Origin of the sequence: Pseudotamlana haliotis (genome assembly GCF_008806375.1) — a bacterium.
Taxonomy (GTDB): domain Bacteria; phylum Bacteroidota; class Bacteroidia; order Flavobacteriales; family Flavobacteriaceae; genus Pseudotamlana; species Pseudotamlana haliotis.
Genome location: NZ_WAAT01000044.1, coordinates 22651 through 45287 on the forward strand (window position 1 = coordinate 22651; position 22637 = coordinate 45287).

General features: G+C 35.7%; 24 protein-coding genes, 1 tRNA gene and 1 pseudogene. 8 read left to right on the top strand and 18 right to left on the bottom strand.

Features of this window, described 5'->3' with window-relative positions; genetic code table 11:
• Positions 1-78: 78 nt before the first annotated feature.
• The gene (locus F6U93_RS08770; RefSeq protein ID WP_150938907.1) at positions 79-375 is read right to left on the bottom strand and encodes a DUF721 domain-containing protein; all 297 of its coding nucleotides are present in this window, start codon (positions 373-375) and stop codon (positions 79-81) included.
• 2 nt (positions 376-377) lie between these two features.
• Positions 378-1457, bottom strand: a complete 1080-nt coding sequence (gene recF / locus F6U93_RS08775; protein ID WP_150938909.1) for a DNA replication/repair protein RecF — start codon at positions 1455-1457, stop codon at positions 378-380.
• A 137-nt stretch (positions 1458-1594) separates the two neighbouring features.
• On the opposite strand from recF, the gene F6U93_RS08780 reads away from it, so the two are divergent.
• The 7 genes from F6U93_RS08780 (at position 1595) to F6U93_RS08810 (ending at position 8179) form a co-directional block, all read left to right on the top strand.
• Positions 1595-2365, top strand: coding sequence for a tetratricopeptide repeat protein (locus tag F6U93_RS08780; RefSeq protein ID WP_150938911.1), 771 nt, complete (start codon positions 1595-1597; stop codon positions 2363-2365).
• Between the two features lie 11 nt (positions 2366-2376).
• Positions 2377-2862 carry a 6,7-dimethyl-8-ribityllumazine synthase gene (ribH, locus tag F6U93_RS08785; RefSeq protein WP_150938913.1) on the top strand — a complete coding sequence of 162 codons (486 nt, stop codon included), beginning with the start codon at positions 2377-2379 and terminating at the stop codon, positions 2860-2862.
• Positions 2863-3299: 437 nt separating this feature from the next.
• On the top strand, positions 3300-3587 hold the full coding sequence (locus tag F6U93_RS08790; RefSeq protein ID WP_150938915.1) for a riboflavin synthase subunit beta: 288 nt from the start codon (positions 3300-3302) through the stop codon (positions 3585-3587).
• 3 nt (positions 3588-3590) lie between these two features.
• On the top strand, positions 3591-5471 hold the full coding sequence (gene mutL, locus F6U93_RS08795) for a DNA mismatch repair endonuclease MutL (protein WP_150938917.1): 1881 nt from the start codon (positions 3591-3593) through the stop codon (positions 5469-5471).
• Positions 5472-5551: 80 nt separating this feature from the next.
• Entirely contained in the window at positions 5552-6304 is a 753-nt protein-coding gene (locus F6U93_RS08800; protein WP_150938919.1) for a rhomboid family intramembrane serine protease, read from the top strand.
• Entirely contained in the window at positions 6304-7152 is an 849-nt protein-coding gene (locus tag F6U93_RS08805; RefSeq protein WP_150938921.1) for a rhomboid family protein, read from the top strand. The genes F6U93_RS08800 and F6U93_RS08805 overlap by 1 nt, the downstream gene beginning before the upstream one ends.
• Before the next feature lie 4 nt (positions 7153-7156).
• Complete coding sequence (locus F6U93_RS08810) at positions 7157-8179, top strand: endonuclease/exonuclease/phosphatase family protein (protein ID WP_150938923.1); 1023 nt, start codon at positions 7157-7159, stop codon at positions 8177-8179.
• Positions 8180-8200: 21 nt separating this feature from the next.
• On the opposite strand, the gene F6U93_RS08815 is transcribed toward F6U93_RS08810, so the two are convergent.
• From F6U93_RS08815 to F6U93_RS08880, 14 genes are all read right to left on the bottom strand, one after another.
• The gene (locus F6U93_RS08815) at positions 8201-8509 is read right to left on the bottom strand and encodes a DUF6122 family protein (protein WP_150938925.1); all 309 of its coding nucleotides are present in this window, start codon (positions 8507-8509) and stop codon (positions 8201-8203) included.
• Entirely contained in the window at positions 8506-9132 is a 627-nt protein-coding gene (locus F6U93_RS08820; RefSeq protein WP_150938927.1) for a WbqC family protein, read from the bottom strand. Before F6U93_RS08820 ends, F6U93_RS08815 begins: the two co-directional genes overlap by 4 nt.
• Positions 9133-9185: 53 nt before the next feature.
• Positions 9186-10766 carry a signal peptidase I gene (gene lepB / locus F6U93_RS08825; protein ID WP_150938929.1) on the bottom strand — a complete coding sequence of 527 codons (1581 nt, stop codon included), beginning with the start codon at positions 10764-10766 and terminating at the stop codon, positions 9186-9188.
• Between the two features lie 66 nt (positions 10767-10832).
• Positions 10833-11537, bottom strand: coding sequence for a 4-hydroxy-tetrahydrodipicolinate reductase (gene dapB, locus F6U93_RS08830; RefSeq protein ID WP_150938930.1), 705 nt, complete (start codon positions 11535-11537; stop codon positions 10833-10835).
• 89 nt (positions 11538-11626) lie between these two features.
• A complete protein-coding gene (locus F6U93_RS08835; RefSeq protein WP_150939283.1) occupies positions 11627-12256 on the bottom strand; it encodes a DUF5683 domain-containing protein in 630 nt (209 codons plus the stop codon).
• Positions 12246-13160, bottom strand: coding sequence for a ParB/RepB/Spo0J family partition protein (locus F6U93_RS08840; protein ID WP_150938932.1), 915 nt, complete (start codon positions 13158-13160; stop codon positions 12246-12248). The genes F6U93_RS08835 and F6U93_RS08840 overlap by 11 nt, the downstream gene beginning before the upstream one ends.
• 5 nt (positions 13161-13165) lie before the next feature.
• Positions 13166-13930, bottom strand: a complete 765-nt coding sequence (locus F6U93_RS08845; RefSeq protein ID WP_150938934.1) for a ParA family protein — start codon at positions 13928-13930, stop codon at positions 13166-13168.
• 113 nt (positions 13931-14043) lie between these two features.
• Complete coding sequence (gene scpA / locus F6U93_RS08850) at positions 14044-16176, bottom strand: methylmalonyl-CoA mutase (protein WP_150938936.1); 2133 nt, start codon at positions 16174-16176, stop codon at positions 14044-14046.
• A gap of 29 nt (positions 16177-16205) precedes the next feature.
• The gene (locus tag F6U93_RS08855; RefSeq protein WP_150938938.1) at positions 16206-16850 is read right to left on the bottom strand and encodes a hypothetical protein; all 645 of its coding nucleotides are present in this window, start codon (positions 16848-16850) and stop codon (positions 16206-16208) included.
• Complete coding sequence (locus F6U93_RS08860; RefSeq protein ID WP_150938940.1) at positions 16840-18201, bottom strand: methylmalonyl-CoA mutase subunit beta; 1362 nt, start codon at positions 18199-18201, stop codon at positions 16840-16842. The genes F6U93_RS08855 and F6U93_RS08860 overlap by 11 nt, the downstream gene beginning before the upstream one ends.
• Entirely contained in the window at positions 18194-18517 is a 324-nt protein-coding gene (locus F6U93_RS08865) for an FtsB family cell division protein (RefSeq protein ID WP_150938942.1), read from the bottom strand. The genes F6U93_RS08860 and F6U93_RS08865 overlap by 8 nt, the downstream gene beginning before the upstream one ends.
• 1 nt (position 18518) lies before the next feature.
• Positions 18519-19124 (bottom strand): uridine kinase, encoded by a 606-nt coding sequence (gene udk, locus F6U93_RS08870; protein ID WP_150938944.1) that lies wholly within the window; start codon positions 19122-19124, stop codon positions 18519-18521.
• A 67-nt stretch (positions 19125-19191) separates the two neighbouring features.
• Positions 19192-19593 (bottom strand): c-type cytochrome, encoded by a 402-nt coding sequence (locus F6U93_RS08875; RefSeq protein ID WP_225312627.1) that lies wholly within the window; start codon positions 19591-19593, stop codon positions 19192-19194.
• 8 nt (positions 19594-19601) lie between these two features.
• Entirely contained in the window at positions 19602-20720 is a 1119-nt protein-coding gene (locus tag F6U93_RS08880; protein WP_150938946.1) for a PQQ-dependent sugar dehydrogenase, read from the bottom strand.
• Between the two features lie 191 nt (positions 20721-20911).
• On the opposite strand from F6U93_RS08880, the gene F6U93_RS08885 reads away from it, so the two are divergent.
• Positions 20912-20986: transfer RNA gene (locus tag F6U93_RS08885), tRNA-Pro, on the top strand.
• 411 nt (positions 20987-21397) lie between these two features.
• Here the strand turns inward: F6U93_RS08885 and F6U93_RS14645 are convergent.
• Positions 21398-21772: a T9SS type A sorting domain-containing protein gene (locus F6U93_RS14645; RefSeq protein ID WP_191963483.1), complete on the bottom strand. Its 375-nt coding sequence runs from the start codon at positions 21770-21772 to the stop codon at positions 21398-21400.
• Positions 21773-22009: 237 nt separating this feature from the next.
• Positions 22010-22637: pseudogene (locus F6U93_RS14650) on the bottom strand (T9SS type A sorting domain-containing protein); the annotation flags it as partial.

A 22637-nucleotide genomic window follows, 5' to 3' on the forward strand; every position in this document is an offset into this window, starting at 1 on the left:
TTAAGTTCCAAAGATAGTGTAAATAATTGTACGAGATTGTTTTTTATCAATTTATTTAAAATTTATTCTTTTTTATAATTATCTTAAAATCAATTTTTTAATGATTTCCTTGCCCAATTCTTCGTTAAGCATGGTAATTATTTTTTGTTTGCCGTAGCTTAATTCTTCTCGTAATACACTTGAGTTTAATTGTACGTAAAGGGTTTCACGTTCAAGGTTTACAGAGTTGGTGTAATTATTCACGCCATTGCCCATAAGCTTGGCCCAAGCATCGGCCACGTTAACTTTATCTAGACCTTTTTCCAGTCTATTGGTTTCTACAAATTCTTTTAAGGCGTCTTGTATGCTAATGTGGTCGTTATTGCGTTTTGCCATGGTTATAATTTAAAGATTTCATAAGATTGATGTACTTGTTTTACGGCCTTTTCGGTACGGTCGGCATGGGTGTCACTAATAAATAACTGTCCAAAATTCTCATCATCTACTAATTTAATGATTTGTGAGACGCGTTGTTCATCTAATTTGTCAAAAATATCATCTAATAATAAGATAGGGTTTACGCCACTTTGAGCCTTTAAAAAATCAAATTGTGCTAGCTTTAAAGCAATTAAAAATGATTTTTGCTGCCCCTGGCTTCCAAACTTCTTAATGGGATGTTCTTCTATATTAAAATTCAAATCATCTTTATGAATGCCAACACTGGTGTATTGTAATGCCCGATCTTTACTTAGCGCGTTTTTTAGAAGTCCACTCAGGTTTTGTTCTGCTAGCTGACTACTATAAACCAAATCAACCACTTCTTTGCCGTTGCTAATGGCTTCGTAGCGTGATTTAAAAATGGGGATGAAATCCTTTAGAAAGCTATCTCGTTTTTCAAAAATCACAGTCCCATAATCATTAAGCTGCTCGTTATAGACATCTAAAGTGTCTTGGTTAAAGGTGTGGTTTAGTGCAAAATACTTTAATAAGGCATTACGCTGAGCCAGTGTTTTGTTGTAGCTAATAAGTTGATTAAGGTAGTTTTTGTCACTTTGCGAAATCACACTATCAATAAACTTACGCCTGGTGTCGCTACCTTCAATAATTAAATCGCGATCGGCTGGTGAAATGATTACAAGCGGTAAAAAACCAATGTGCTCACTAAACTTGTCGTAAATCTTTCCGTTACGCTTAATGACTTTTTTTTGCCCGCGTTTTAAGCTAATAACGATTTTTTCGGTTTTTTCTTCTTTTTCATAGTCGCCATTGATGACAAAAAAAGCTTCATCGTGCTTAATATTTTGCGAAGCGATGGGGTTAAAATAGCTTTTTCCGAAGGATAAATGATAAATAGCATCGAGTATATTCGTCTTTCCAATACCATTATTTCCAACAATGCAATTAATCTTATCGTTGAAAACGAATGATTTGCTGTCAAAGTTTTTATAATTGAGAAGAGAAAGTGATTTTAAAATCATATAAATAGCAACTTAACGAAGGTTTTGGAGCTTTAGCGATAAAAAGATGTGCAAATTATTGAAAAATAACAAATAAATACCCTTTTAGTTATGAAGAAAAATTATATTTTTGCGCGACAATAAATTAGACGTAATAAATGGCAACTTATAATAAGAGAGGTTACAAACCAAAAACAAAGGAGGAGAAGCAAGTTAATGTAGAAGAAGAATCAACTACAGCTGAGGTATTTAATGCCCTTGACGAATCTGCTTCCAAAACCGAAGACTTTGTTGCGAAAAACCAAAAATATATCTTTATCATTATTGGTATTGTTGCTGTTGTAGTTTTAGGTTCTTTAGGGTATAAGGAATTTATCTCTAAGCCTAAGCAAGCTTCAGCCATGAACGATATGTTTCAAGCTCAAAAATATTTTGACCAAGCGGTTACTGGTACAGCGAAGGATTCATTATACAACTTAGCCTTAAATGGTGGTGAAGGTAAATTCGGAATGTTAGATATCATTGAAGAGTACAGCGGTACGTCTTCAGCTAATTTAGCAAACTACTATGCAGGTACAGCTTATTTAAGATTGAAAGATTACAAAAATGCTGTAGAGTATTTGGGTAACTTTGATAGTGAAGATGAGGTTTTAGCACCTTTAGCTAAAGGAAATATTGGTGATGCTTTTGTGCAATTGAACCAAAATGAGGATGCTTTAGGATATTACGAAGAAGCTGCTGAAATGCGAGATAACGAATACACAACACCAATGTACTTATTTAAAGCAGGAACAATTGCTTTAGATTTAGGACAATCAGATAAAGCATTAAGCTACTTTAAAAGAATTAAAGAAGATTATTCTAATTCTGCTCAAGCTGCTCAAGTAGATGTGTTTATTGGAAAAGCAGAAGTGTTGGCAAATAAATAAATTGCTATTATATGGCTACGGCAAATAAAAATTTATCAGAATACGATAAAGCAACAATCCCAAACGCGAGTAAATTTCGGTTTGGGATTGTTGTTTCAGAATGGAACGATACCATCACCGAAGGACTTTATAAAGGGGCTTATGATGCCTTGATCGATAATGGTGTGTTGCCTAACAACATTGTGCGTTGGGATGTACCGGGAAGCTTCGAACTCATTTACGGTTGCAAGAAAATGCAAGAGCAAATGGTGCATGCGGTTATTGCTATAGGTAGTGTGATTCAAGGGGAAACTAAGCATTTCGATTTTGTTTGTGAAGGGGTTACCCAAGGCATCAAAGATTTAAACGTGCTACACGAAACACCAGTGATTTTCTGTGTGCTTACCGATAATAACATCCAACAATCTGAAGAGCGTTCAGGAGGAATTCACGGTAACAAGGGTACGGAAGCTGCTATTGCTGCGATTAAAATGGCTGAGTTACGCCGAAACAGTTAAACCTTCCCTTCTTGTTGAAGTTGAGGCTTTTTCTAAATTAGCAATGGCATAGCGTGCTGTTTTGTAAATACATTTAATTTTAGAGCACTAATGTCTAAAGGCTCGGAATTGTTAACAATTTTTAGCATTCCTGTTCTTAATATCTACCTATTTTTAAGTACTTTTGAGGGATAACGGTACGCGAATTTGTTTAAACAACGTAAACATAAAACTTTCAATTATCAACCTCGGTTTTCTAAGGATGATAGAAACGATTCTAGCTTAGAAGAAAAGCCGGAAACGCCTGATTTTGTCTCAAAATGGCGAAAATCAAGTGGTGCTAAGCCGCAAATGCGCGGGGCAATGTCCACGAAAATATTAGTTTTAATCTTGGTATTATTATTAATTTGTATGTACTTATTAGATAAGAACTACCTCTAACTTAAACTTAAGAACTCATGGCATTGTTAAAACCACGTAAAAACAAAAAATTTAGTTATACGCCACGCTTTTATGATGATAAAGGTGAAGGAAATCCGTTTGAAATCAAGCACAAGTTTGATGATTACCGTAAAACGGTAGGAGATAACAAAAGCTTAAAAGGGAAATTTGTTGACGCATTAGATGATTTGAAAAACAATCAGGATAAAGGTGTCAATAAGCGTCTTGTTATTATCATAGCCATCTTACTTTTGGTGTTTTTATTTATCATCGAATTTGATTTATCTATATTCTTTTCAAAATAATTTATGGCAGACATTATACAACTTTTACCCGATCATGTTGCAAATCAAATAGCAGCAGGAGAAGTTGTTCAACGCCCAGCTTCCGTAGTTAAGGAACTTCTAGAAAATGCGATTGATGCTGGTGCCGATACAATCAAACTTATTATAAAAGACGCCGGAAAAACCCTTGTTCAAGTGATTGACAACGGTAAAGGCATGAGTAGCACCGATGCGCGACTGAGTTTTGAGCGTCATGCGACTTCAAAAATTAAAAATGCTGAAGACCTTTTTCAATTGCATACCAAAGGATTTCGAGGTGAAGCTTTAGCCAGTATCGCGGCCATTGCTCATGTTGAGCTTAAAACAAAACAAGAGGCTGATGATGTTGGGCAGGTGCTTGTGATTGAAGGCAGTGAAGTAACATCGCAAGATGTGGTGGTCACACCTACAGGGACTTCTGTGTCTGTAAAAAATTTGTTTTTTAATATTCCAGCCAGACGTAATTTTTTAAAGTCTGATAATGTGGAATTACGTCATGTTATTGATGAGTTTCACCGTGTGGCTTTAGCGCATCCCAACATTAGTTTCGCGCTGTATAATAATGGCAGCGAATCTTTTAATTTGCCAATTAGTAATTATCGTCAGCGTATCGTCAATATCTTCGGAAATAAAACCAATGAAAAATTGGTGCCTGTCGAGGAAGATACCGAAGTTCTTAAAATATCAGGTTTTGTAGGGAAGCCCGAGTTTGCTAAAAAAACCAGAGGCGAACAGTATTTCTTTGTAAACGATCGTTTTATAAAAAGTGCTTACCTGAATCACGCGATTTCTTCAGCATTTGAAGGTTTATTAAAAACGGGTATGCACGCCAGTTATTTTTTGAATTTAACGGTTGACCCGCAAACCATCGATATTAATATTCATCCCACAAAAACAGAAATTAAGTTTGATGATGAGCATACTTTGTATGCCATTTTAAGGGCTGCTGTAAAGCATAGTTTAGGGCAGTTTAATATTGCTCCTGTTTTAGATTTTGAAAGGGATCCTAATTTAGATACGCCCTATAATTATAAAGAAAACTCAACGAGCGCCCCTAAAGTAGAGGTAGACCGTAGTTTTAACCCGTTTAATGAAGCGCCTGCAACGCGTCACCAAAGCAGTGGTGGTTCTAGTAGCTCCTTTCGCTCAGCTCCTGTTAAACAAACTCCTTCCGATTGGGAGAGTCTTTATGTAGGCCTAGAGTCTAAGAGTAATCATAATACTGAGGAAGGTTTTTCAGAAGTGCAGTTTGAAAGTGAAGAAGAAACGCTTTCTATGTTTGAAGGGGATAATCAAGTCGAACAAACACATACCACGTATCAGTTACACAATAAATACATTGTAAGTACGATTAAATCGGGCATGTTAATTATCGACCAATACAAAGCACATCAACGTGTTTTATATGAAGAGTTTTTAAGAAATATGACCACACGTGAGGGGGTGAGTCAGCAATTATTATTTCCATTACAACTCCATTTTTCACCGCAAGATATCGCCATTGTAAAACAGTTGAAATCAGATTTAGAACATACTGGTTTTGTGTTTGCAACGGTTGAAGAAGAATTAGTAGAAATCACCGGAGTCCCTGTAGGCGTTCCAGAAAGTGAAGTATCTATTATCTTAGAACAATTAATTAGCGACGTTGAAAACGAGGTGCCTGATAGTAATTTTAGTGCCACCGATTTATTAGCCAAATCTATGGCTAAAAGTTTGGCCATAAAAACTGGGCAGGCTTTAAAGAAAGACGAACAAGAGCATTTAGTAAATAAATTATTTGCTTGTAAAGACCCTAATGTATCACCATCAAATCGCGTTACGTTTGTAACCATGAGTGTGGATGAATTAGATAAAAAGTTTATATAATATTATAGTAAAAAATAGGTTGTAATTTTGAAGTCATAACTTTTGGCAGCCAATTCTTTTATTAACGAAGATTTTAAATTATGATGAGGATTTCAGAAACTGTAAAACACTTGATAATCATAAACGTGATTATGTTTGTTGGTACCATGTTTATAGGAGGGGGGAAACTGTTTTATGAATGGTTTGCCATGTATTTTCCAAAAAATGATGCGTTTAGACCTTGGCAAATTATCACGCACATGTTTATGCACGGTAGTGTGACCCATATTTTATTCAATATGTTCGCGCTTTGGATGTTTGGCTCACCGGTGGAACAGGTGTTAGGGTCAAAGAAATTTTTATTTATTTATATATCAGCTGGTTTGGGTGCAGTCTTATTGCAAATTGGGTTTTATTATTTTCAATATATTCCTAACTATAACGGCTTATTGGAGTCTGGCTTGTCTGCTGAAACTATTAAGGAAGTGATTGTAAACTCAAAGGGTTCAAACTTAAGAGTTTCTCAAGACCAGTTGGAAATGTTTAGAAAAGTGATTTCAGCATATAATGCGAGCATGGTTGGAGCTTCAGGGTGTATTATGGGCATCATGGCTGCCTTTGGGATGATGAACCCAGAAGCTAAATTGATGATGATTTTCTTGCCTATTCCAATTAAAGCGAAGTATTTTATTCCGGGAATTATTCTATTAGATTTAATTTCAGGACTCACCGGTCAGTCTTTCTTTAGTCCGAGTAATACCGCTTATATGGCCCACGTTGGTGGCGCCTTAACCGGTTTTTTCATCATGTGGTACTGGAAGAAAAATCAGTTTAACCAAAACCGTTGGGATTAATGAGTACATTGGTCGACGATATAAAGAGTAAATTGTCTAACCTTAATGTGTTAGAGAAAATTATCGCCGTTAATGTGGTGGTTTTTTTATTGGCTTTTCTTTTAAAACCTATCATGTCGTGGTTTGAATTACCTAGTAATTTTGGTGATTTTATTTTAAACCCATGGACCATCATTACCTATGCTTTTCTGCATTTCGATTTCATCCATATTTTGTTTAATATGTTATGGTTGTACTTTTTAGGGCAAATGTTTTTAAATTTATTTAGTTCTAAAATGGCGCTTAATATCTACTTTCTAGGAGCTATTTCGGGAGGCTTACTCTTTGTTATTAGCTATACCTTATTACCTGGTGTTTTCGGCGGAGCTACCAGATTAGTTGGTGCTTCGGCAGCAGTAAGAGCATTACTCATCTTTCTTTGTGCTTATTTGCCAAATCAAGAAATGCGCTTTTTTACATTCAATATTAAGTTGTGGTATGTAGGGGCTTTTATTGTTGCTCTTGATGTTTTAGGATTATTTGGAGCAAATGCTGGTGGAAGTTTAGCACATATAGGTGGTTCCTTATTAGGTTTTGTATATGCCAAACAACTTTTGAAAGGAAAGGATATTGGCAAAGGTTTTGAAGGCTTAGCGGATACCGTAGCTGGATGGTTTAAAGCTTCTAAAAAAGGCCCTTTAAAAACGGTGCATAAAAATAAAAGTAAAGTAGGAGGCTATGCCAAATCTGATTTTAATGCTTTTAATAAGCAGAAGAAAATTGACGTTATTTTAGATAAAATTAGTAAAAGTGGTTATGAGAGTTTAACTGCCGAAGAAAAGGAGTTCTTATTTAGAGCAGGAAAATAATCTCATGAAAAATTTAAGCTTTATAAATAAAATCATCTACTTCATTAACGTGATTTTTGCGGTATTGCTATTAGCGTCTTTTATTTTACCATACTTACCACCCCGTACTTTTGCTATTTTAGCCGTGGTTAATTTAGGGGTAACTTTCCTTATTGGTATTAATTTTCTGTTTGTTTTATACTGGCTTATTAAGTTGAAAAGGCAATGTATGTTGTCTATGGTTATCTTACTCATTGGTTATTTTCTATACGGTTCGCTGTATCGATTTACCACTAAAGAAACGGTTGTGCATTCTGAAAACATTAAAGTGATGAATTACAACGTGCGCCTTTTTGATTTGTATGATTGGATACCAGAAGATCATACAGAATCTAAAATTGTAGACCTTATTAAAAAAGAATCTCCAGACATTATTTGTATTCAAGAATTTCATCCTCGCGCAGAATTAGATTTTTCCTTTTATAAATATCAATACAAAAAAATAGAAGGTCTAAAAGTGAAGCATGGTCAGGCCATTTTCTCTAAATTTCCTATTATAAATTCAGGGTCGCTGGGCTTTGAAAACACATCTAATAATGCCATTTTTGCCGATGTTGTTAAAGGGGTTGACACGTTTAGGGTCTACAATGTGCATTTAGAATCCATGCATATCAATACACAAATGGATAGTCTGCGTAAGGAAACCTCAGAGAGACTTTTTAATCGTGTTGGTAGGACTTTTAAAATGCAACAATCACAAGCTGAACTCATATTAGAACATAAAAAAAGCTGCAAGTATAAAGTGATTATCTGCGGTGACTTTAATAACACCGCCTTTTCTTATGTGTACCGAACGATTAAAGGCGATCTTAACGATACTTTTGATGAGGCTGGAAATGGTTTCGGACGTAGTTATGATTTTAAGTTTTTTCCGGTTAGAATCGATTTCATATTAACTGATCAAGCCTTCAATGTAAATGGATTTAAAAATTACGATGCGCTTTATTCAGACCATTATCCTATTATGGCGACCTTAAGTTTAGAATGATTTCCTAAACTGAGCAATTTTCTACATCATACTACAGTCAATCAAATCGGCAATAATGTGTACTGCTAAGCCTAAACCTATTAACCTGGTTTTCTTCGGAATTAATAAAAGAAAATATACAACTATGGCGTAATAGCTGTGTAATGGGTGAAAATTGATACTACAACGATTAGCTTCAAAAATAGGTGTAGCTAACAAGTGATCCAAATCGATTAGCATACCTGCAATCATGATGAGATATGCCTTTTTCCACTGTGGTTTATACCAAATCAGGGCAATTCCTAGAGGGACTAAGAAATGACAACCGTAATGCAGTAATGCTTGCATTATTTTATCGGTGTTAAGGTTTGTGATTCTAAATAATTTAAGCTGTTAGGCCCTTCATTAAAAAGTAAATCTAAAATGCTTAGGTTGGGTAAAAAACCATGTTTGTTGCCAAAAACTTGGGTATAAGGCTCGAAATTTTGACTAGTTTCTTTTTTAGCATGGACCAAAAACCTGTAGTCGTCATGTTGTTCTTCTATGGCTTTATAGGTTTCTGTTTTTGAACTATTCAGCTCCAACTGTAAACAGTCAAAAATCACTTCTTGACATTTAAAGTTATGATCTAAAATGAAGTCCGATTTCTCAGTAAACAAAGACTGAAGTTCATCTTCGTAATATTCAAAAAAAGGGGAAGTTCTGTATGCTGATAATAGTGATTTCCAATGCAGGCTTTGCCAATTTTCAGCATTAAAAATTCTAACGTCCTTATATTTCTGACGGTTTTTTTGAGAATGTACCACAGGAATATTCAGCGTGAGTTTACCGTTGGCGCCGTAAATATAGCAGCGGTTTCTATAAGTTTGTTTTAAAAAATTATCATCAGTTTCAAAAACAACAGATTCTGCTTTCGCCATGGCAACACATTGGGCAATACTCGGGAAATATGTAGGGTGAATTAAAACAGACATAAGTAAAAAAGATAACGGTACTGAAAAGTCTTCAGTACCGCTTAAATAGGTTTTTAATTATTTGCTTTTTTGTGTTTTCTCCATTTGCTAAATCCGAAATAACCTGCTAGTAAAATTAAAAACGGAATTAAGAATGAGGTGGCTTTTCCTTCGCCGCTCACGGTCGTAAAGAAACGGTCCCATCTAGCTTTAGCGCCATCCCAACTCATCCAGATAAATACAGGTTTACCAACCACGTGATCAAACGGTACGAAGCCCCAAGCACGAGCATCTATAGAATTGTGGCGGTTGTCACCCATCATCCAATAGTAATTTTGCTTGAACGTGTAGTTATTGGCTACTTCACCATTAATTAAAATTTGATTGCCTTGAACTTTAATGTCGTTACCTTCATATTCTGAAATCACACGTTTGTATAATGGCAAGTTTTCTAAGTTAATAGCAATGCTTTTCCCTTCTTCAGGGATATATAATGGTCCGAAAAAATCAACATTCCAATTGTATGCCGGATCATGAGGAAAGATGTTTGGATCGCGTTGCCCTTTTTCTTGAATGTTAGGTGTGATGCTAACGACATTCGGGTTATTTTTAAAATTCGCTAAGGCCTCATCTGAAATTGCCGAGAAGTAGTAGGTATTCTTATCGTTTATAATTCCAAAGCCATCAGTAATGTCATAGCGATCCTTAAGAAACTGAGGGTTAAATTGATTGGTTTTAGGCTGAACAAAATAACTGAATTGCAGATGAGCACGGTCTGGCAATTCATTTTTCTTACCATTGATATATACAAAGCCTTCTCTAATTTCTAAAGTATCGCCAGCAACACCAACACAACGTTTTACAAGGTTGGTTTTCTTGTCAATAGGTTTGTAATAGTTTCTGTCTGGTTTGAAATTATTCATATCAAGTAGCGTATCCGCTGGCTGATTAAATACTACAATATCATTACGCTCAATGTCTTCAAAACCAGGAAACCTTAAATAAGGTAGTTGTAATTTGTTTTTCCATGAGGTCTTTCTTTTATCGTAGCGGTCATCAAATAAATAGGATTTAATCCCTGGGCCAGGAATCGTATCATGAACCATTGGAGCTGCTACGGTAGTCATAGGAACTCTGGCTCCGTAATGAAATTTACTTACAAATAAGAAGTCACCTACCAATAATGATTTTTCTAAAGATGACGACGGAATGGTAAACGGTTGAATGATATAAGTGTGTACTATAGTCGCTGCAACGATAGCGAACAGTATCGAGCTTATCCAGTCACCGCTATTCGTTGTTGGTGATAAGCTGCGGTTTTCAACATAGGTCACCTCTGCGGCATAGTTCAGGTAATAATTGTAAAAACCTAAGCTTACTATAGCTAAAACAGTATCTAATGTTTCGTTTTTACCAAAGCTTCTTGCGGTTTCTACCCAAACTACAGGAAACATAATAAGGTTAACAATGGGTAAAAATAAAAGAATAACCCACCATACTGGTCGGTTTATAATTTTCATTAAAACAATGGCGTTGTAAACAGGAACAAAGGCTTCCCAAGATTGTCTGCCTGCTTTAATATATAGTTTCCAGGTGCCTAAACCATGTAAAACCTGAATAATTAAAATAAAAATTAACCACTGTGTTAATGTCATAATCTGATGTTTTTAGTTTTTTGTTAGTAGTAAAGGCGTCTTCTTTTGTTACAGGACGCATGACTATTAACCAATATTTAACACGTCATTCATGGTAAACACGCCAGCTTTACCAATGATCCATTCTGCAGCGACAACAGCACCTAAAGCAAAACCTTGTCTGTTGTGTGCAATATGCTCAATGTTTATGGTATCTACTTCGCTATCATAAGCTACGGTGTGTGTGCCAGGAACATCTTCAATACGTTTAGCAACAATTGGAATGGTCGTTTCGTCACCTTCATCTAATTTCCAACCCTTATAGTTTGCATTTTGAGCGATGACATCTTCTGCTAAAGAAATAGCCGTTCCGCTAGGCGCATCTAGTTTTTGAGTATGGTGAATTTCTTCCATAGAAATATTGTACTGTTTCAAGGTACTCATCATTTTAGCAAGTGTTTTATTCAGCTCGAAAAAGATATTTACACCCAAACTGTAGTTAGAGGCATAAATAAAAGCACCATTTTTTTCTTTACAAAGGGCAACAGCTTCATCATAATGGTCTAACCAACCTGTTGTACCAGAAATTACGGGTACGTTGTTGTTTAAACATTTTGAAATATTATTAAAGGCTACTGTCGGGATGCTGAAGTCTATAGCAACATCGGCTTGAGAGATGTCGTAATCGCTATCATTTTTGTCGATAGTTAAAACGATTTCATGACCGCGATTTATGGCGATTTGCTCAATCGTTTTACCCATTTTTCCGTATCCTAGTAAAGCTATTTTCATTTGTGTTTTTTATTTATTTGGCACCTCAAATAGGTGCGATGGTCAAAAACTAACTGTGTTTAAAAAAGTTTGTTTTTGACAAATTTATATTAAAAATTAAAATTAAGAGTTAACCCGAGATTGCTCGAAGCATCAAATTCATTTATTTTATAATGTGGTGCTAGCGTTAAATTTTCGTCAATATTATATTGCATTAAATGCGCATCAACATTGGCGTCTATAATGTTTAACGCATAGAGGCCTAGGGTAACTAAAAGTGATATTTCCTTGTTTCGGCGGTAAAATTTTTGTCCACGTTCAAGGCCATCTGTTGTTACTCTAGGTGTATCCAATTGATTGCCGTCACTATCTAAGTAAAACTCATCATTGGTAAAGCCCGCAAGTCTGCTTTTATAAGCATCACGGTATCTGTTGTATTCTTTGTTGTTTGTGGAGTAAAAGTATATTCCAGTCCCTATGGCACCCCAAACTAGTGGGATTTTCCAATATTTTTTGTTGTAGGCTTGCCCTAAACCCGGTAAAATAGCTGAATAAAAAGCAGCTTTTGCTGGGGAAAGCGGATTAATAGGGTCTCTGATTTCAACTATAGAATCTACAGCAATCACATTGGGGACCTCTGTTGTAGATTCTTTTTTAACCGTGTTTTCATTGTCTTGAGCTATAATATTAAAGCAACAAAGCAAAAAGAAAATGCCAGTTATTAGTGGTTTATTTGGAATCACCTTGAACTAATTTTTTAATACGATTAAAGTCTTCTTCAGAATGAAACGGTATGGTGATTTTACCTTTTCCATTTTTTGATACTTTAACGTCAATTTTATGTCCGAAGTATTCAGAAAACGCAGTTACTCCAGTTTTAACAAAATCAGGAACACCTGAGTCTTTTGCTTTCGCTGAAGGCGCTTCTGTTTGATTAGAGTCGTTATAGTTACGAACCAATTGTTCTGTTTCCCTTACTGAAAGTTTATTAGCCAGTATTTTTTCGTAAATATCAAGTTGAATATTTTGATCTTCAATAGTAATTAAAGCACGGCCATGTCCCATAGATAAGAAACCATCGCGCATACCCGTTTGAATAATCGGGTCTAACTTTAATAAACGCAAATAATTAGCAATGGTAGAACGTTTTTTTCCAACACGTTCACTCATTTGCTCTTGCGTTAAATTAATTTCGTCAATTAAACGTTGGTATGATAAGGCAATTTCAATAGGGTCTAAATCCTGACGTTGAATATTTTCAACAAGAGCCATTTCTAATGATTCTTGATCATTTGCTATTCTAACATATGCCGGAATGGTTTCTAAACCTAATAATTTAGACGCTCTATAACGGCGTTCACCAGAAACCAATTGGTATTGATTTAAGCCTAGTTTTCTAACCGTTATCGGTTGAATAATCCCCAATTCTTTAATTGAAGTAGCGAGTTCACGAAGTGACTCTTCACTAAAGTTAGTTCGTGGTTGAAATGGGTTAACCTCAATGAAGTCAATGTCCAATTCAACAATGTTACCAATAACTTTATCTGCGTTAGCATCTTGTACCGATTGAATGTCGTTACTAGGGTCTTTTAATAGTGCAGATAAACCTCTACCTAAAGCCTGTTTTTTAGTTGCCTTAGCCATGATAATTATGAGTTTTTATTGATAATTTCTTTTGCTAAACTTAAGTAATTTGAAGCACCTTTACTAGAAGCATCATAGTTAATAATGCTTTCGCCGTAACTAGGCGCCTCACTTAAACGTACATTTCTTTGAATAATGGTTTGAAAAACCATATCGTTAAAATGCTTTTGAACTTCTTCTACCACCTGATTTGATAAACGTAAACGTGAATCATACATGGTTAATAAAAGCCCTTCAATATCTAAATCTGAATTGTGTATTTTTTGAACACTTTTTATGGTGTTTAAAAGTTTTCCTAACCCTTCCAAAGCGAAATATTCACATTGAATAGGAATGATCACAGAGTCTGCAGCTGTAAGTGCATTTAATGTTAACAAACCTAATGAAGGTGCGCAGTCGATTAAAATATAATCATACTCATCTTTAATCTCTTGCAATGCATTTTTTAGCATATACTCGCGCTGGTCTTTGTCAACCAATTCGATTTCGATAGCGACCAAATCAATGTGAGCAGGAATAATATCAAGATTAGGTGTTTCGGTTGTAATGATGGCTTCCTTTGCAATATTTGAATGTTCAAGAAGCTGGTATGTACCAATTTCAACCGTTTCAACATCAAGACCAATACCCGACGTTGCATTTGCCTGTGGGTCTGCATCAATCAATAATACTTTTTTTTCAAGCACGCCTAATGAAGCTGCTAAATTTATCGAAGTCGTTGTTTTACCTACGCCTCCTTTTTGATTAGCGATAGCTATGATCTTACCCATAAAGTGATTTGGTTTTATTCGCGCCAAAAATACGATTATTTAATTAGGAATAAAAATTCAACTTGTTAACAAAATGTTCCTGAAAAACGGCGTTTTTTTTAAATAATTATAAGTTAATCTATTAAAATCTCTAAGAGTTTGATAGCTGCCTCACTAATTTTTGTTCCGGGGCCAAAAATAGCAACGGTTCCGGCATCAAATAAGAACTGATAATCTTGTTTTGGGATGACCCCGCCAACGATAACCATAATGTCTTCGCGGTCATATTTTTTCAGGGTTTCAATCACTTGAGGAATGAGTGTTTTATGTCCTGCTGCTAAAGATGAAATACCTAAAATATGCACATCATTTTCAACGGCCTGCTTGGCGGCTTCCTCTGGGGTTTGAAATAAAGGTCCAATATCAACATCAAAACCCACATCGGCATAAGCCGTAGCTACCACTCGAGCGCCACGATCATGACCATCCTGTCCAATTTTAGCAATCATAATACGGGGTCTTCTCCCGTCTTGAAGAGCAAATTGATCAGCGAGTTTTTGAGCTTTTTTAAAAGCTTCATCGTCTTTTATTTCTTTACTGTACACGCCTGAAAAAGATTTTGTTTCTGCTTTGTGTCTTCCAAAAACCACTTCTAATGCTTCGCTAATTTCACCTAAAGTAGCCCGTACTTCAGCTGCTTTAATCGCTAAAGCAAGTAGGTTTGAATCTTCCGAATTTAATGAATTTTTAGCAGCTTCAGTTAATTCGTTTAAAGCAACTTTTACTTTTTCAGCATCGCGCTGTGCTTTTATTTGGTTTAAGCGTGTAATTTGAGCATCGCGTACCGCATGATTATCAACTTCTAAAGTTGAAATGGGACGCTCTTCTTGGGTTTCAAATTGGTTAACGCCCACTATAATATCTTGTCCAGAATCTATACGAGCCTGTTTTTTTGCAGCGGCCTCTTGGATTCTAATTTTAGGAATACCAGCTTCAATTGCTTTGGTCATGCCTCCAAAAGATTCTATTTCTTGAATGAGTTTCCAGGCCTTTTCAGCAATATCATGCGTGAGTTTTTCTATGAAATAACTTCCAGCCCAAGGATCTACTGTTTTTGTGATTTGGGTTTCCTCTTGCAGGAATAACTGTGTGTTTCGTGCTATTCTAGCCGAAAAATCGGTAGGTAAGGCAATGGCTTCATCTAAAGCATTGGTGTGTAAACTTTGTGTGCCGCCAAAAATAGCTGATGTGGCTTCTATGGTGGTTCGTGTCACATTATTAAAAGGCGCTTGCTCAGTTAAACTCCAACCAGAAGTCTGACAATGCGTGCGTAGCATAGACGATTTTGGGTTTTTCGGGTTGAAGGGTTTCATCAACTTTGCCCATAACATTCTTGCTGCTCGCATTTTGGCAATTTCCATAAAATGATTTAAACCAATACCCCAGAAAAAAGATAGGCGCGGCGCAAAGTCATCGATATCCATACCGGTGGCTAAACCTGTTCGAACATACTCTAAGCCATCAGCCAGAGTATAGGCCAACTCAATATCACAAGTGCCTCCGGCTTCTTGCATGTGGTAACCTGAGATGCTAATGCTATTGAAGTTGGGCATGTGTTTACTCGAGAACTTAAAAATATCTGAAATAATTTTCATTGAAGGTTCTGGCGGATAGATATAAGTGTTCCGTACCATGAACTCCTTTAAGATATCATTCTGAATGGTGCCTTTAAGTTGTTCGGGTTTTACACCTTGTTCTTGAGCCGCTACGATATAGAATGCTAAAATAGGTAGTACGGCGCCATTCATGGTCATGGAAACCGACATGCTATCTAAAGGGATTTTATTGAAGAGTATTTTCATGTCTTCAACAGAATCGATGGCCACGCCAGCTTTTCCAACATCACCAAGTACACGTTCGTGGTCAGAATCGTAACCGCGATGCGTTGCCAAATCAAAGGCTACAGAAAGTGCTTTTTGTCCCGATTTTAAGTTCCTACGGTAAAAAGCATTGCTTTCTTCAGCGGTTGAAAACCCTGCGTATTGTCTGATCGTCCAAGGTTTGTGAGTGTACATGGTGCTGTATGGTCCGCGTAGATATGGCGGAATACCGGCAGCAAAATGAATGTGTTCTAAATCTTCAATGTCTTCTTTTGAGTAAGTCGGTTTTACTTGTAAACCTTCGGCAGTCACAAAAGCAGTTTCTTCACTAGTATTATGCTTTCTAGTGCTTTTCTTAAGGCTAATATGTTGCAGGTTTTTTCTCAAATTAGAAGGTTTTTGAATATATGGTTTAATTATTCAGGTATTTGGTTGAAATCAACTGGCTCGTTAGGCGTTTTCTTGTTTACCCGAGACAGGTCGACATCAAACAGTTTTGCATAATATAAATCGAATGCGATATAGCTTGCTAGGTATTTGTCGTTTAAAGCGCTTCTATATTTACTGGAAGCAGCAGCGCTATACAGTTTTGGTGTTAAACTGTTTGTTTCTAGTAGCGCGTTAAAAGTTGTTTTTAAGGCCTCATCTTTGATGTTGTCTCCTATGCAAGTAATCAAATTGCTGTTATAATTTAAATGACTTACAGGGTTGTTGGCATCCCATAAGCCTTTTTCCTTTTTTAAAGCTTCAAAAACTTCTAGTGTGTGGGGTCTAACGATTTCCTTGTACTTTAGTCTGTTACTAGAAAAGTCTCTTAGAAACCGGTTGTAGGCCTGATTTAAACGGTTTTTAGGCCTGTTTTTTTTGTAATACATGAAAATGTCTTTTTCAAAACTATATAAAGCTTCCTTTAGTAAAGGGGTGTTGATGCCTTCACAAGTTATGGTTTCAGGTTGATCGGCATATTCATAATTGTTAAAAGTATTTTCTTTTTTACAACTAAAAGTTACAGTTAATAAAAGCGCGATAAAAGTGAATGTTAAGGATGTTTTAATGTTCATTTTGTAATCGTTTTTGTTCATGTGTTTCTGCTAATCGTTTTTCTATTATGGGTTCTATTAATGTTTTTCTCGGATTTGTTTTTACAAAAGGAAATAGTTCCAATTGGTTTTTCATGCGTTCTTCTAGGTCTGAATGTTTGTTACTACCAATTAATGTTATGTCATTATTTTCAAACTGCGTAATTTCTTTTTGGGCACTTTCTTTAATTTTACGCTGAATGGTGCCTGTTTTTAACTGTTTTAAAAAGCCACCTTGTTGTTCAATATCTTTAAATAAAGTCAAAGCTTTTTCGGCAAGTTGATTGGTTAGACTTTCAATATAATAAGCGCCATTTGCAGGGTTGTTCACTTTGTCGAAATAACTTTCATGTTTTAAAATGAGCAACTGATTTCTAGCCATAGTTTCGCTAAAGGCATTGGTTTTTCTGAAAATACTATCATAAGCTTGGTTGCAAATACTTTGTGCGCCGCCAAGTATGGCACTCATGCATTCGGTGGTACTTCGCAACATGTTGCTATGGGCGTCGTAAATGGTTTTGTTGCGTTTTGTTGGGCTAGCCGAAATATGACAAGCCGAATTTATACCGTATTCTTGAGCTAAGGTATCCCAGAGTGTGTTTAAAGCTCTGAGTTTTGCAATTTCAAAGAAATAATTTGACCCCATCGCCACATGAAAGGTTATCTTGAAATTAGTAAAGTCTATTTTTTGATTTTCTAGGGCGTTTAAGTACTCATTGGCATGGGCTAGGGCATAGGCTAACTGTTGTACCATATTGGCACCAGCATTTTGATACAAACTAGTGTCAACCGTAATGGTTTCGCTTTCCGCGGAAATGTTTTTAAAAGTATTGAAATCAGCGTTGAGGTTGTTATACCAGTTGCCGCTTTGGGCAAGCCTGTTGATGATGTCTATTTCAATATGTGCTTCTGGTATACATTCTAATGTTTTTAGAATAAACGCTTCAGAAAGACACTGCATGCTGAAAATAAGTTGGTGTTTTTCACAATCTATATTTTCAGTTAACTTTTCAATAGAAATATCTTCTGAAGGGATAATAAATTTAATGCTATCAGCACCATTGTTTAAAGCTTCAGTAGCGTTGATATTCGATTTTTTAACATCGGCCACATAAATCGTTTGGCAAATTTTCCAAGCGGTTGCTTTGGTATTTGATGTTTCTGGCCAAGTGTTAAAATCTTCAGTATTATAAAAAGGTTTTACAGCAATGTCTTCATTGGAATGCCAAATGAGCGCACGGTTGTAGTCAGCACCTTGTAAATCGTACTGTATTTTTTGTTTCCATTGTTTGGCGGAAACGGGGTTAAATTCACTAAACAGACCATCAGTCATTCGTGTCGGTTTTTAAACTATCCTCGTACTCAATAATATAAATTTCCTCGTTATCGTGTTTCATGTAATAGCGTTCACGAGCAAATTTTTCTAAGCCTTCTTCAGTTTCAAGTTGTTTTAGTTCTTTCTTATCTTTAATAATTTCTTTTTGGTAGTATTCTTTTTCAGTTTCCAGATCATCAATTTCAGCATTTAATTCACTGTGAATTATCCATGAATTGGCATCAAAAAATAGCATCCAAACGATGAATCCCGCTCCGATAGGAAGGAATACATTCTTAAAAGGTTTTAAGTATTTGTTCTTTTTGAATTTCATACTATAATTTTTGAGCAATAATATTTTTAATAATATCTACAGCCACAACATTGTGTTTGTTGTTTGGTATGATGATATCGGCATACTCTTTTGTTGGTTCAATAAATTGGTTGTGCATGGGTTTTAAGGTGTTCTGGTATCGCGTTAAAACTTCGTCTAAATCACGACCGCGTTCGGAGATGTCACGTTTTAGTCGGCGTATTAGTCGTTCATCACTATCGGCATGCACATAAATTTTAATATCACAGAGGGCTCTAAGTTCTGCGTTAGTAAGAATCAAAATGCCCTCAACAATCATCACTTTCCGCGGATGCGTTAAAATAACATCACCCGTACGGTTGTGTTTTACGAAAGAATATACAGGTTGTTCAATTACTTTGTTGGCTTTTAAGTCTTTGAGATGCGCGGTTAATAATTCAAAATCGATAGATCTTGGGTGGTCAAAATTTATTTTTGTGCGTTCATCATAACTCAAATGCGTGGTATCCATATAATAGGAATCCTGCGAAATAACACCAACCTCGCCCTCAGGGAGTTCGTTAAGTATTTTATTGACAACCGTTGTTTTTCCGCAACCTGTGCCACCCGCAATTCCTATAATAAGCATAAGTTTTATTGTTTTATTGACCGTTTTGCAAAGTTAGTTAAATGTAAAAGTGATTTGCTGCAAATGTTTACTTTTTAATTGCAGCAACTTCTTTTTCGGTAACCCTATTTTTGTTGGTATTGCCCCATTGATTTGTGATGTAGTTCATCACATCGGCAATTTCATCATCATCTAGTCCCATGGCGGGCATGCTACCGTTATAAGTGACGCCATTCACTTTTATAGGGCCGTCAATACCGTATTTTAATAGGTGGATGCTGGCTTTGCGATTTTCTGCTAAATAATCTGATTTGGCTAATGGCGGATAAACGTCTTTCACACCAGCGCCGTTTGGGAGGTGACAAGTCAGACAAAAATCATTGTAAATTTCTTCGCCTCGAGCCATGCTTTCTTGCATGGGGTCTTGAGGTTTTATATTCATAATGATAAGTGAGGTTACACTTATGATGCTTAATAAAAGTAATTTCATAGAAGTTATTAGTTTTTAGGAACAATTTTATAAATGCCTTTGCTTTCTACGGCGATGTAAAGAAAGCCATCTGGGGCTTGAACCACGTTTCTTAAACGGCCGATGTCTTCAAATAACTTTTCGCGTTTTACCACCTTGTTGTTTTCTAAAATCAGGTGTTCTAAATATTTAAATTTTAAAGCACCAACAAGCAGGTTATTTTGCCATTCAGGATATTTATCTGAAGTCACGAAGGTCATACCGCTAGGGGCTATGGAAGGTGTCCAATAAAAAACAGGTTGTTCCATGCCTTCTTTGTGGGTGAATTCGGTCAATTCATAACCGCCATAATTAACACCGTATGATATGACTGGCCAGCCATAATTCTTACCTTTTTCGATGCGATTGATTTCATCGCCGCCTTGCGGACCATGTTCATGGGACCAAATGTCTCCGGTATTTGGGTTTTTAACTAGGCCTTGCGGATTACGGTGTCCGTAACTGTAAATGGCTTTTTTTGCATTTTTTGAATCTACAAAAGGATTGTCTTCCGGAATGCGGCCATTGTCATAAAGTCTGTAGATTTTACCACAATCGCGGGTGATGTCTTGAGGATTAACATCCCGACTATAGCGGTCGCCAATAGAGAAATATAAATAACCTTCATCGTCAAAAGCGATACGAGAACCCCAGTGGTTACCACTTCTGGTATTTGGTTCCGCTTTGTATAGGAGTTCGTTGTCCACAAGCGCTGTTTGGTCTAAACGGGCACGCATGATGGCCGTGTTGCCGCCACTACCTTCGCCTTCCGCGGAAGCGTATGTGAAATAAATCCACTTTGTTTCTTTATAATTAGGATGCAGGGCAATATCTAAGAGCCCGCCTTGACCACGCACATAAACATCAGGAAGACCAGAAACCGTATGTTTTTTTCCGTCTTTAAAAAGAATGAGTTTACCCGATTTTTCGGTGATAAGCATACTACCATCAGGAAGAAAGGCCATGCCCCAAGGAATGTCTAGGTCAGGAACAACCAGTTCGGTTTTATAATTGTAATTGGCTGAGGTAGCCGCTATAGATTTTTTTTGTTGTGAACAGGCTGAAAGCGTTGTTAATATTATAAAAAGGGAAATATAAATCTTTTTCATTTTAGTTTTTTCTTGAGTCTACGGAATGATAAGCAATTTACTAAAATAAACCTGAGGAATTTCAAGCAAAAACAATCTTATAGTTTGAAGTCAAAGTATAAATTTACAAACCCATAAAATATTTCACGAAAATCATTTGTAGAACAAATAAAAAAGGTATATTTGCATCCCGTTAGAGATAACCTATTATTCGGGGTGTAGCGTAGCCCGGTTATCGCGCCGCGTTTGGGACGCGGAGGTCGCAGGTTCGAATCCTGCCACCCCGACTAAAGTAAATACCAATAGAATCTAAAACCTTGTAAATCGTATGATTTACAAGGTTTTCTAGTTTTTAGGCAATCATAAGAATTGAATTAATATGACTTAGAATGGTTCACAATTCGGTTCACACTTTTAATGGATCATTCCTAAAAGTTGTGTTTAAGCAAAAATTGATTTGTTTAAAAAGTGAATCGAGAATAATAGCCAAAGGGTAATACCTGTTTAATTCGGTAACTCGTTGTAAAACAATAAAAACCGCGCAGTCTAACATGAGACTGCGCGTTTTTTGAGTGATTACCGTTTCTATTAGTTTTTGGTAGACAAGGTCTATTTTTCTTGTATTAGACGTTGGACTACCTATAATAGATAAAGAAAGTATTCATGTATTAAAATACATGAATACTTTTTTGTAAGTTTTATTTTTTAACAATTTTTCTTACTGCTACACTATTTTCAGTGTTTTCTATTTTCAGTAAATAAATTCCTGAAGGAAATGAAGACATATCGATTGTAGAATTACTAGTTGTTAGTACTTCTTTACCTAACATATTAAATATTTGAGCTTTTTTGAATTTTTGTCCTACTACTAATTTAATATGTAATGTATTTACTATAGGGTTTGGATATACGTTTATAGCATTGTTGAAATTTTCATCTTCAACACTAGCCGTATTACAATTCGCATTGTAATCTGCAGTATCATCTTTTGTCCACTCAGTAAAATATGTATGACCTTGATCTATTTGAATACAGGCTAAGTCAGGATTGTCTTCAGCAGCAAACGTACCCAAATTTGCATTAGCTCCATTAGCAACATTTAAACTTGTTAAACTGTTTATATTACATTTTAATGAATATAAAGCTGGGTTATTAGAAACATCTAAACTTGTTAATTGATTATTGTTACAATAAAAATATGCTAAAGCTGGGTTGTTAGAAACATCTACACTAGCTATGCTATTGTTATCACAATATAAATATTTTAATGCTGAATGAGCAGAAACATCTATAGCTGATATATTATTTTCTCAAATATCTAATTTAGTTAATGCTGTATTATTAGACACATCTAAACTAGTTAAAGTCATAGTGCCACAAGTTAAACTAGTTAACGCTGTATTATTAGACACATCTAAACTAGTTAAAGTCATCGTGCCACAAGTTAAACTAGTTAACGCTGTATTATTAGACACATCTAAACTAGTTAAAGTCATAGTGCCACAAGTTAAACTAGTTAACGCTGTATTATTAGAGACATCTAAACTAGTTAATTGATTAGTGTGGCAAGTTAAACTCTTTAAAGCTGTATTATTAGAAAGATCTAAGTTAGCTACACTATTAGAAGAAAAAGATAAAGTTTCTAATGCAGTATTGTTAGAAACATCTAAACTAGTTACATTATTATTTGAAAAAGACAAATATGTTAATGCTGTATTATTAGAAACATCTAAGCTTGTTAAGCTATTACTAAAACTATTTAAATATGTTAAGGCTGTATTTTGAGACACATCGAAACTAGTTAAACTATTTTGAGAGCAACGTAAATATGTTAAGCTCGTAAAAGCTTCTATTCCTGTTAAGTCAGTAATAGACTTGTTGCTAACATTCATATCCCCTGTAAAAGCAGCAGCTTCGGCACAAGAAATTTCGCCATCA